The following is an 11,488-nucleotide window of genomic DNA, read 5'->3' as shown; positions in this document are numbered from 1 at the left end:
CCCCGGCCGTCCGCGGCCGCGATCCCACCCCGGCCGTCCGGGGCCGGCGTCGCGCCGCGGCCGTCCGCGGCCGGTGTCGCGCCGCGGCCGCGCGCCGTCGGCCCGGCGGACGCGGAGGTGATCCGCGCGGACGCCTTCGCCGTCGCGCTGCCGGTCGGCCGGTGGAGCACGGACCCGGCGGTCGTCGACGCGCACCGCCTCGACCGCTCGGGCTGGCTTCCCGACGGCCGTCCGCTCGGGGTGGCGTTCGCCCGCGAGGTCTCCGACGTGCAGGCCGTGCTGCGGGTCGCCGTCGCCCGCGGGGTGCCGGTGACGGTGCGCGGCGCCGGTACCGGGCTGGCCGGCGGCGCCGCCGCCGGCCCGGGTGGCGTCGTGCTGGACCTGGCCGGGATGAACAGCATCCGCGAACTGTCCGTCGACGACGCCGTCGCCGTCGTCGAACCGGGCGTGATCACCGCCGATCTCGACGCCGCCGCCCGCGAGGTCGGCCTGTGCTACGCGCCGGACCCGGCGAGCGCGGCGATCTCCACGATCGGCGGGAACATCGCCACCAACGCCGGCGGGCTGCGCTGCGCCAAGTACGGCGTGACCCGCGAGTCGGTGCTGGGCCTCGACGTCGTCCTCGCCGACGGCGAACTGATCAGCACCGGGCGGCGCACCGTCAAGGGCGTCGCCGGCTACGACCTGACCGGCCTGTTCGTCGGCTCCGAGGGCACCCTCGGCGTCGTCGTCGGCGCGACCGTGCGGCTGCGGCCGGCGCCGCGGGCCACCGTCACCCTCGCCGCCTACTTCGACACGGTCGCCGCCGCGGTCGACGCGGTCACCGCCCTGGGCGCCGCCGGGATCGTCCCCGCCGTCGCCGAACTGCTCGACGCCCGCACCGTGCGGGCCGTCGACGCCGCCACCGGCAGCGACCTCGCCGCCCACGGGGAGGTGTTCCTGCTCGTCCAGACCGACGGGTCGGGTGCCGCAGAGGAGGCCGACGCCGCCGAGGCGGTCCTCGCCGGACGGGCCCGGCTGGTGCGGCGCTCCGCCGACGCGGCGACCGCCGAGACGCTGCTCGCCGCCCGCCGCGCGGCGCTGCCCGCCCTGGAACGCCTCGGGCGGGTACTCATCGAGGACATCGCCGTGCCCCGCGGGCGGCTGGCGCAGGCCGTCGCCCGTGTCACCGAGATCGGCGCCGACACCGGGGTGGAGATCTTCACCCTGGCGCACGCCGCCGACGGCAACCTGCACCCGATCATCGTCGTCGACCCGTCCCTGCCGGAGATCCCGCCCCAGGCGTGGGCGGCCGCCGAGCAGATCTTCGCCCTTGCCCTGGAGCTCGGCGGCACGGTCACCGGCGAACACGGCGTCGGGGTGCTCAAACGCCGCTGGCTTGCCACCGAGCTCGGCAGCCGCAGCCACGACCTGCAACGTCAGCTGCGCCGCGTTTTCGACCCGACCGGCATCCTCAACCCCGGCCGCGCCCTCTAGCGCCCACGGGCCGGCCGAACCGGGAAAAGGGCCCGCCGTGCGCCGCCGTTCGCGACGATGGTGGGGACAGCGGTCATGGTGCCACCACGGCGAGGAGCGGATCATCGACGGCGTCTTCCGGTCGTTGCGTGTGTACAACTTCCGACTTTTCGCCGTCGGACAGGTGCTCTCCGTCACCGGCACCTGGGTGATGTTCACCGCCCAGGACTGGCTCGTGCTGTCGCTGAGCGGCGACTCCGGGACGGCCCTCGGCCTCGTCACCGCGCTGCAGTTCACCCCGATGCTGCTGCTGACCCTCTACGGTGGGCGGCTCGCCGACCGGCACGACAAACGCCTGCTGCTGACCGGTGCCAACCTGGTCGCCGGGCTGCTCGCCCTGGCACTGTCGCTGCTCGTGTTCACCGGCGCGGTGCGGCTGTGGCAGATCTGCGCGTTCGCGCTGGCGATCGGCCTGGTCAACGCCATCGAGACGCCGACCCGGATGGCGTTCGTCAGCGAGCTGGTCGGCCCTGAGCTGCTGCCCAACGCCTCCGCGCTCAGCGCCGCCTACTTCAACATCGCCCGGGTCGCCGGCCCGGCCGCCGCCGGCCCACTCATCGCCGGCTTCGGCACCGGCCCGGCAATGGCGATCAACGCCGGAAGCTATCTGGCGACCGTCGCCGGTCTGCGCCTGATGCGCCCGGCGGAGATCCACCGCCATGCCCGCCCCGAGATCGCCCCCCGCATCGTCGACGGGCTGCGCTACGTCCTCGGCCGCGCCGACCTGGTCGTCGTGCTGGGCCTGGTCGCCGCAGTCGGGCTGTTCGGCATGAACTTCCAGCTCACCGTCCCGCTGCTGGCCCGCACCGTGTTCCACGCCGACGCGGCCTCCTTCGGTCTGCTCACCACCGGGCTCGCCGCCGGTTCGCTGGTCGCCGCGCTGATCACGACCGGCCGCCGCAGCCGCCCGTCGGCCAGGCTGGTGATCGGCTCGGCGTTCGCGTTCGGCGTGCTGGAGACGGCGACCGGCGCCGCGCCGACCTATCCGGCGGCGATCGCCCTGCTGGCGCTGACCGGCTTCGCCACCCTGTACTTCGCCCAGGCGGCCAACCATCGCATCCAGCTCGGCGGCGACCCGAGCTACCGCGGCCGGGTGATGGCCCTCTACACCCTCATTCTGCAGGGGACGACGCCGCTGGGCAGCCTGGGAGTCGGCTGGCTCACCGAGCACCACAGCGCCCGCGCCGGCTTCTACGTCGGCGGTCTGGCCTCCGCCGCCGCCGCGATCGCCGCCTGGGTGGCGAACCGCAGGTGGGCACCCGCGCCCGCCGCGCCGCCTCCCGCCGCGCCTGCCTGCGCCCCGCCGCCGCGGGAGGCCACCGAGCAGCTTCCCATCCGGCCGGCCGCCGGTGGTCCGTGACCGGCTGGCGGGACGTCGAGTCCGGCCCGGCGACCGGCAGGTCGTCGCGTCACGGCGGTGCGACCGCTGCCGGCACGCACCCCCGGCCACCGGGCGGAAACATCGTGATGGTGATGTGGCCGACGCCCCTCCACAAAACGAGCCGAAGGCCGGCGCACCGCATACTGTGGAGCCATGGGAATTCCTCCGGAAAAGGCGGAGACAACGCCACGGCCGGGTGCTGGTCCGGGTCGGAGAAGATGGCCTGGAGATGTCCGTGTCCGCTGAGATCGACCGATGGCTGCGGCGATTTCATCCGGGTCCGCCGGACGCCCCGCGGCTGGTTTGTTTCCCGCACGCGGGCGGGGCGGCGAGCTCCTATCTGCCGATGTCGAAGGCATTGTCCTCGGTTGCCGAGGTGCAGGCGGTGCAGTATCCGGGACGGCAGGACCGGCGGGCCGAGCCGGCGCACAGGTCCATCGCGCCGTTGGCCGACCGGATCGCCGAGCTTCTCGTCCCCCTGACCGACCGGCCCCTGGCCTTCCTCGGGCACAGCATGGGGGCGATCGTCGGCTTCGAGGTCATCCGCCGGCTCGCGGCGGCCGGGGAACCGGTGCCGTTCGTGCTGTTCGCCTCGGGGCGGCGGGCGCCCTCGGCCGAACGGTTCGAGACCGTCCACCGCCGCGACGACGCGGGCTTTCTCCGGGAGATGCGCGAGCTTGGGGGAACTGATCCGCGGGTGCTCACCGATCCCGAACTCGTCGAGATGGTGCTGCCGCCGACCCGTGCCGACTATCAGGCGATCGAGACGTATCGCGCGCCGCGTGACGCGGTGATCAGTACTGCGGTCGTCGCGATGGTGGGGGATTCCGATCCCAAGGTGACGCTCGCCGAGGCCGAGCTCTGGCGTGAACACACCACCGGTTCGTTCGAGCTGAAGGTGTTCCCCGGCGGCCACTTCTACCTGATCGACCAGCAGGGCGCCGTGGTGGCCACGGTGGCGGCGGGGCTCGCCGCCGCGCGCGACGCCCGTCCGACGCCCTGAGATCGCCCGGACGGCCAGGCCCGAGGGCAGCCGCCCCCGGGCTGTTGCCTCGGTGGGCGAGAGTTCGGCGTCGAATAAACCCGAAGCAGGAGGACAATAATGCCGGTTGAATTCGTCAATGCCGCTAACTGGCGTGAGCCGGGCGAGGGCATTGCGGCCGACTTCTGGCGTGGCAAGCTCGACCCGGAGTACGTCCGTCGATACGTGCGTACGCTGGAGGACTTCGGGTTCGACTACACGTTGGTGGCCTACCACTCGGCGGGTCCTGACCAGTACGTTCGCTCGGCTGAAATCCTCACCTACACCGAGCGTCTGAAGCCGATGGTCGCCGTGCGGCCGAACACGTCGTTCCCGACGGTTGCCGCACAGGCGCTGTCCACACTCGATCAGCTGGGCAAGGGGCGCACGGCGGTCCACATCATCTCCGGTTCGAGCAACGAGGAGCAGCAGCGGCAGGGCGACTACCTCGAGAAAGATGCTCGCTACCGGCGCTCCGCCGAGTTCGTGCAGATCCTGCGGGATGTGTGGACGAAGGACGAGCCGTTCTCACACCACGGCGAATTCTACGACTTCGATGACTTCGGGCCCGGTTACCAGACTTATTCCGGTGAGCCGATGCCGGTCTCCCTCGGCGGATCGTCGGATTACGCCTACGCGGCGGGCGGCGCGCAGGCGGACATCTTCGCGCTGTGGGGCGAGCCGCTGGAGCAGACCAAGCAGCAGATCGACCGGGTCTACGAGGAGGCGCGGAAGGTCGGCAGGACCGGCAGAATTCGCTTCTGGGTCACCTTCCGGCCGATAGTCGCCGAGACCGACGAACTGGCGCAGCGCAAGGCTCGCAAGCTCGTCGAGCGGGCCAGGGCTCACTACGGCGAGGTGCTGAAGGTCAACCTGCCGAACGTGGGCTCGCAGCGTCTGCGCGACATCGCGCAGGAGGGCGAGACGCATGACGGTGGTGTGCTCTGGACGCCGCGAGCGATCGCCGGGGCCGGCGGTGCCTCGTCGTTCCTGGTCGGCTCGCCCGAGACCATCGCGGCGGCGCTCGTCCGGTACGCCGAGCTTGGTGCGGACGTGATCTCGCTGCCGACCCTCGGCGACATCGGCGATGCCATCGACACAGGCCGCTACATCATCCCACTCGTGCGCAAGGAGCTCGCCCGTCGCGAGGCCCGCGAGAAGGTCGCGACCTAGCCCTGCGGCCGCCCTCACCGGGGGATGTTGCCGTTTCGGAACGGGCGACGACGTGGACGGCCTCCTCGAGGGCGGCCACGATCTGGCCGGGGATGACGACCTGTACCTGGTCGTTCCTGGTCGTCTGCGTCATCGGGATTGCGGTGTGGAGACCCCGCCGTTCACGGCGGGAATGAAACGCCGCCTCATCTTATTCATCGGTCGATATCCTTGTCGTAGAACCGAGTCATGTCCCGCTACCGGCTTTGCCCGACTGTCGAACAGGCGGCGGTGCTGGAGAAGACCATTGCGGGCATGCGCGGTATGTGTGGAACCTCGCTGTGGAACAGCAGTCGTGGTGGAATCCGCGCCGCGGCCCGGCGCCCGGCCATCACGAGCAGTCCCGCCAGTTGACCGAGGCGCGCCGCGACAATCCATGGCTTGCGGCGGGTTCGTGGACTGTCCAGCAGCAGGCGTTGCGGGATTTCGCCACAGCCATGGCGCACTTCTTCCGGGGTTCGCGTCGCAGGCCGTCGTTCGGTCCCGTGCTGTTGCGGACGCCCGTTCCTACCGGGTGAGGTGGGATCGGGCGGGCCGCTGGCATGTGGCCTTCGTGGCCGTGCCCGATCCGGTCCCGGCGCCGGGTACCGGCACGGTCGTCGGGGTGGACGGGGGAGTGACCGTGTCGGCCGCGCTGAGCAGCGGGGAGATGCTGCACTGCCCTGGGTTGCGGCCCGGTGAACAGGCTCGACTGGTCCGCCTGCAACGCCGGCTCGCGAAGGCGCAACGCGGATCGAACCGGCGGGCCCGTTTGAGAGCGCGGATCGCCCGGGTGAAGGCCCGGGAGGTCGACCGGCGCAAGGGCTGGGTCGAGAAGACCAGCACCGATCTTGCCCGTCGGTACGATCTGATCCGGGTGGAGGCTCTGCCGATCGGGGCCATGACCCGCTCGGCCCGTGGCACGGTCGAGGAGCCGGGCCGGAACGTGCGGCAGAAAGCCGGGCTCAACCGGAGCATTCTTGCTCACGGCTGGGGGTTGCTGGTCGCCCGGTTGGAACAGAAAGCCCCCGGCCGGGGCGAGAAGATCAACCCTGCGCACCCCCTCTCCCGGTGGCGGCGAACCTGCGCCGCGGATGCGATCCGCCCGCGCCGCATCCGCGCCGCAGCCGGGCCGGTCACGTCGGCGGGCGGGCCGCCCCCGGCGTGTTTCTGCGAGAATCGACGCGCGGCCTTAAATCCCCCTAAAGATTGGATATAACCCGACCATCCACGGGGATTGGAAATGCTCCCGCAATGCGGCGCCCGGCCGCCCGTGGCGCCGTCGCGGTTGGTGCCGGCGGCGGCCCGCGACACCGCCGCCGTTCAGCTGGGGCCGACGGATTCGGCGTTCCGGGGCCTTTTCGCCGGCATGGAACGTCGACCCCCGAAGTCAGGGCCAGGGTCGGCACCGCCGTGCCATCTCGCGCCCGCGATGCCGGGCACCGATTGACGCTGATCGTCGGTCTGCGCTCAGATTGTCCCCGCAGTGGTCCGCAAATTCGAATTACCCGGGCAGGTGCGTCAATTGCGGCGGCCTTGGCGTCGAGGAGATGTCTGTGGGGCTGATCGCTCGGTGGTGCCTGCGGCATCGGTGGATCGTGGTGGGAACGTGGCTGGTCGTTCTGGCCGCCGGCGCGGTCCTGGCCGGTCACGACGGCGCGCGTTACCGTCAGGCGTTCGGCGTGGCCGGCACCGATTCCCAACTCGCGACCGACGCGGCGGTGAACGTCGTGCCCGGCGGCCTGCCGGACGCCGAGATGATCGTCGTGCGTGCCCGCGACGGCGACGTCCGCGCCCCGGCGGTCCGCCAGCGGATCGCGGCGATGACCGCGCGGGTCGCCCGGCTGCCCGGCGTGGCCACGGCGATCGATCCGTACGGGCCGGCCGGACCTCTGCTGCTCGGCGTCGAGCCGGTGGCCCGGGACGGGCGCGCGGCCATCGTGGGCGTCGTGATGAAGGGCGCCGCGACCACCCCCGACCTCGCCGCGGTGCGGCGCCTGATCGCGACCGCCCGAGCCTACGACGGGCCGGACCTCCAGGTGGAGATGTCGGGCCCCGGCACCACGATGATCGTCCAGGGGGGCATCTCCGCGACCCCCATCGCCCTCGCCGTCGCCGTCGCGATGATCATCCTGTGTCTGGTGGTGCGCTCGCCGGGCGGGATCGCGGTCTGCGCGGTGGTCGCCGGCGCGACCGCGGCGGGAGTGCAGGTCGGCGTGTCGCTGCTCTCTCGCCAGGTCGAGGTCAGCGTGCTGGCGCCGCTGCTCGGGGTGATGATCGCCGTGGGGGTGAGCCTCGGCGCGGCGGTCGTCGTGGTCCATCGCTGCCAGGCCGGGATGCGCGCGGGGCGGCGGCCGGCCGACGCGATCGTCGCGGGCATGGCCCAGTCCGGGCGGGCGCTGGCCTCGGGCAGCCTCGGCCTCGCCGTCGTCATGCTGGGCACCAGCGCGCTGCATGCCAGCGTCCTCGCCGGCCTCGCCCCCGCCGCGTTCGTCGCGGCCGCGGTCGCCACCCTCGTCATCGGCGTCCTGCTGCCGGCGACGCTCGCCGTCGCCGGCCAGAGCCTGCTGGTCTGGACCGAGCGCACCCACCTGCGTGCCACGGGCCGGGGCCTGCCGGTCCGGCCGGGTCTGCGCTCGGCGTGGGCGGGCCTCGTCGGCCGCTTCCCGGGAACGCTCGCCGCCGTCGCGGTCCTGGTACTGGCCGTGCTGGCGGTGCCGATCGTCGGACTGCGCCTCGGCGGCGGCGACGGGGGCGTCGACCCGACGTCGGCGACGACCCGGCGGGCCTACGACATCATCAGCGACGACTACTTCCCGGGCCTGAACGGTCCGGTGCTCGTCGTGGCGACACAGGTGCCGGCGGACCCGGCCGTCATGGCGAACCTGCTCGACCGGCTCGGCGCCACCCGCGGGGTGGTGAGGGCCTTCCAGGTCCTGCACAACCCCGCCACCCGTTCGGCCCTGATCGAGGTGCTGCCCCAAGCGGGACCCCGGTCGACGCAGGCCAGCGACCTCGTGCGGCTGCTGCGCACCCGGGCCGTGCCCGCCGCCGTCGCCGGTACGCCCCTGCGGGTGCACGTCGGCGGTCAGACGGCGCTGTTCGACGACATGACGGCCCGCTTCACCCGGGTCCTGCCGGCCTTCGCGGCCCTCGAACTGCTCGTCCTCGGCGTGACCGTGCTGGCGAGCCTGCGTTCGGTCGGCTCCGCCGTGGCCATCGTCGGGGTGAGCGTGCTGACCACGGCCGCGGCGCTCGGCGCCATCACCTTCGTCTTCTGCGACGGCCACCTGGCCGGCCTGCTCGGGGTACGCGGCGGGCCGATCGAACCGTTCGTCCTCGGCCTCATCCTCATCCTCTCCTTCGGCCTGTCCATCGGCATGCACCTGACCCTGCTCCGCCGGCTTCGGGATCCGGGGGCCGAACCGGCGGGCGACAGGGACCCGACGGCGACGATCCGGTCCGGCCACGCGGACGTGGGCCACGTCGTCGTCGCGACCAGCATGATCATGATTGCCGTCTTCGCCGGGCTGGTCTGCCAGCAGTTGCGCACCATGAAGCTGCTCGGCCTCGGGCTGGCCGTCGGCGTCGCGCTCGACGCACTGGTGCTGCGCATCGTCCTGCTGCCGGCGCTGGTGCACCTCGCCCGCAACGCCGCCGGCACGCGACGTGCGGACGTGCCCGCCGCGGTGCGGCCGTCGGCGCCCGGCGGCGGGTCCGGCTCGCCGGCCGAGCGCACACGTGCCTCGGATCCTGCACGCGTCTCGGATCCTGCACGCGTCTCGGATCCCGTACGCGTCTCGGATCCCGTACGCGTCTCGGATCCCGTACGCGCTTTGGACCCCGTACGCGTCTCGGATCCCGTGCGTGCCGAGGACACGGTGCCGACCCGGATACTCGCCAGAGGTCGGGCGGTACGGGCCGGTGTCGGCGTGGCCGTGGACCGCGAGGTCGTCACGACGGTGCGCGGCCCCGGCCGCCGCGGCGGTTCGGGGTCGACGGTTGGAGCCACCGCGCCCGCCCCGTGGAGCTGGTTCGAGCCTCAACAGCCGGGCAACGCTCGCCCGGACTGACGGACTGACGGACTGACGGGCCGGTCCGCGTAGGAGTCGGCGCCGTCGCGAGCAGGTCAGAGGATGGTCACGCCGCCGGGGGCGTTTGGTGCTGCCCCAGGCCCAGAGGGTGCCGTCGCGGTGCACCGCGTAGGCGACCGCCGGGACGAGCAGCAGGGCGGTTGTGGCCGCGGCTGCCGTCCCCATCCGGCCGCATCAGGTTCTGCGTCGGTGACGTGTCACTGTCGCTCCTTGGACGCCGAATCCTCCAATCGTCGCCTAAGGTAAACGATAGATGACGTAAAGTGTTTTAGGGTGGGATGTCGCGCGGCGAGCGCCGAGCCGCGGGTCGTCGGGCTCTACCCGGCGTGTACCCCGACGGGCATGCCGATCCTGGTCAATGCGGCTGTCACGGCGTCGCGGCGCCTGTCGGCGGCGGCCGAGCGGGCATGCCCGCGCCCTCAGCGTCCGACCTCGGCGAGGACCCGGTCGACGCCGCCTCGGCCGCGGGCGACGGTGGGAGGGGCGTGGCGGTCGTAGGACCACCGGTGGGGCTCACAGCGGAGGCAGTCGCCGTCGCGCCGGGGGCGGCGATCGGCCTGGTGGTCGGGGTCCCCGGCGCGACGGGCGGGTCCGGGTTGACCGTTGAGGCCGGGGTAGATGGTGGGGTCGAGGTTGGCGCGGCGGTCGGCGTCGATGCTGGGACGGCGGTGGGACTCGGGCCGAAGGCCTTCGGGTCGACGTTGCGGATCCGGGCGGTGAGCAGGACGCGGGCAGGGCAGCCCGGCTCGGCGTCCACGCTGAGCGTGAGGGTGAGGAGGTGATCGGGTAGCGGTGCCGCGGCAAGCGGGTGGCCCATGATCCGGGCGAGCAAGGTGGGTGCGGAACCCGCGGTGGCGCCGGCGTCGTCCGGCATGGCCCTGCGGACGGTGGCGACGAGCGCGCCTGCGGTTGTCCGAGCCTCGGTGCGAAGGACGACGGTGCCGCTGGCCCGCGGCGCCCGCTCGGACAGGAGGTCCAGTGCCTCGTAGCCGGCGGCAGCCGGGTCGAGGTCGGCCGGGTGGACGAGCAGATCGTCCCTGGCGAGCGCGAACACCGGACAGTTCGAGGGCGACGAGGGCGACGAGGGCGACAAGGGCAACGAGGGCGACAAGGGCGACGACGACGAGGGCGAGGGGCCGGACGCGGCGGCGGTCGCCGGCCGCGAGGGAGCTGGCGACGGCGCGTTCGGTGTCGCAGGAACCGCGGGCGTGGGTAGCGTGGTGAGGGCGACGACCGGAATCGGATCGACGGACGGAGCATCGTCGGGGACGGTCGTGGATGGCAGAGCGGTCACTCCGCCGCCTTCGTAGCCGGCGGTCCAGCCGAGTACGGCGCGGACGTAGTCGTCGGACGGGTTGTAGGAGAAGATCGCGGCGCGCAGCTTGGCGGGTTCGGCCAGGTCGCGTCCGCCCGCGCAGAGGTAGTGCCCGGCGGCCAGGGCCGCGTCGTCGATGTTGTGCGGGTCGCGACGGCCGTCGCCCGATCCGTCCTGGCCGCTGATCGCCCAGGTGGTGGGGATGAACTGCATCGGTCCGACGGCGCGGTCGAAGCGGGTGTCGCCGTCGAGGCGACCGGCGTCGCTGTCGCGGATGAGAGCCCGCCCGCCCCGGCCGTCGAGCGGGGGACCGATGATGGGCCGGGTGATGGTGCCGTCCGCGCGGATCGGCCGGCCGGCGGCATGCCCCGATTCGACCTTGCCGATGCCGGCGAGCAGCTCCCAGCGCAGCCGGCAGCGGGGTTGCTCCCGCGCCAGCCGGTCGCCGGCACCGCGGTAGGCCGCGAGCACGCGGGCCGGGATGCCCTTGGCTCCGGCCTCGAGGGTGAAGCTTGCCTGCTCGCCGCCCGGATCGGCGGCGGCTCCCGCCAGTGCCGCCGTGTCGAGGGAGGCCGCGTCGGCGCCGGGACTCGGCGATCCGGCTGCGGCTGCGGCCGTGGCCGCGGCGCTGGCGGGGCCGTTCGGGATGAGCTCAGGCATAGCCCAGTCGCCGAGGCGTTGCGGTGCGGGACCGCTCGGCGGCGCCTGGGCGGAGTCGGGCCGTGGGGTCGCCGCGGTGCAGAACAACATCAGGCCGACAGCGGTGAGCACCGGCAGCAGGGACGTGCGGACCAGACCGCCGCGGGCGCGTCGGTGTGCTCCGTTGCCTCGAGCCCTGCGCCGGTGCCGGCCGTCCGACTCGGGGGGCGGCGGTGCCCCGCCGGCCGCGGCATGTCGGGCGCGCGACGGCAGTGCGCCGGGAACGGGGGGAGCGGGCGGCGACGGGTCGCGGCCGCCGGGAGATGTGGGGG

The 11,488-nt window shown here is 73.2% G+C and carries 6 protein-coding genes and 1 pseudogene; 6 read left to right on the top strand and 1 reads right to left on the bottom strand.

Annotated features, from left to right (window positions below; genetic code table 11):
* Positions 1 to 21: 21 nt before the first annotated feature.
* From NBZ83_RS24115 to NBZ83_RS24090, 6 genes and pseudogenes are all read left to right on the top strand, one after another.
* Positions 22 to 1,476, top strand: coding sequence for an FAD-binding oxidoreductase (locus tag NBZ83_RS24115; RefSeq protein ID WP_498041074.1), 1,455 nt, complete (start codon positions 22 to 24; stop codon positions 1,474 to 1,476).
* 37 nt (positions 1,477 to 1,513) lie between these two features.
* Positions 1,514 to 2,875, top strand: coding sequence for an MFS transporter (locus tag NBZ83_RS24110; RefSeq protein WP_261570594.1), 1,362 nt, complete (start codon positions 1,514 to 1,516; stop codon positions 2,873 to 2,875).
* Between the two features lie 250 nt (positions 2,876 to 3,125).
* Complete coding sequence (locus NBZ83_RS24105; RefSeq protein WP_261570595.1) at positions 3,126 to 3,899, top strand: thioesterase II family protein; 774 nt, start codon at positions 3,126 to 3,128, stop codon at positions 3,897 to 3,899.
* A gap of 99 nt (positions 3,900 to 3,998) precedes the next feature.
* Positions 3,999 to 5,090 carry an LLM class flavin-dependent oxidoreductase gene (locus NBZ83_RS24100; RefSeq protein ID WP_261570596.1) on the top strand — a complete coding sequence of 364 codons (1,092 nt, stop codon included), beginning with the start codon at positions 3,999 to 4,001 and terminating at the stop codon, positions 5,088 to 5,090.
* 228 nt (positions 5,091 to 5,318) lie between these two features.
* Positions 5,319 to 6,180, top strand: a pseudogene (locus tag NBZ83_RS24095) (RNA-guided endonuclease InsQ/TnpB family protein); the annotation flags it as partial.
* A gap of 484 nt (positions 6,181 to 6,664) precedes the next feature.
* Entirely contained in the window at positions 6,665 to 9,181 is a 2,517-nt protein-coding gene (locus NBZ83_RS24090) for an MMPL family transporter (protein WP_438803333.1), read from the top strand.
* A gap of 388 nt (positions 9,182 to 9,569) precedes the next feature.
* Here NBZ83_RS24090 and NBZ83_RS24085 read toward each other — a convergent pair.
* A partial coding sequence (locus NBZ83_RS24085) for a lytic murein transglycosylase (RefSeq protein ID WP_261575856.1) occupies positions 9,570 to 11,488 on the bottom strand: 1,919 nt, incomplete at its 5' end.

It is taken from the genome of Frankia gtarii (assembly GCF_025403375.1).
Classification (GTDB): domain Bacteria; phylum Actinomycetota; class Actinomycetes; order Frankiales; family Frankiaceae; genus Frankia; species Frankia gtarii.
This window is presented reverse-complemented; position numbering and strand designations above follow the sequence as displayed.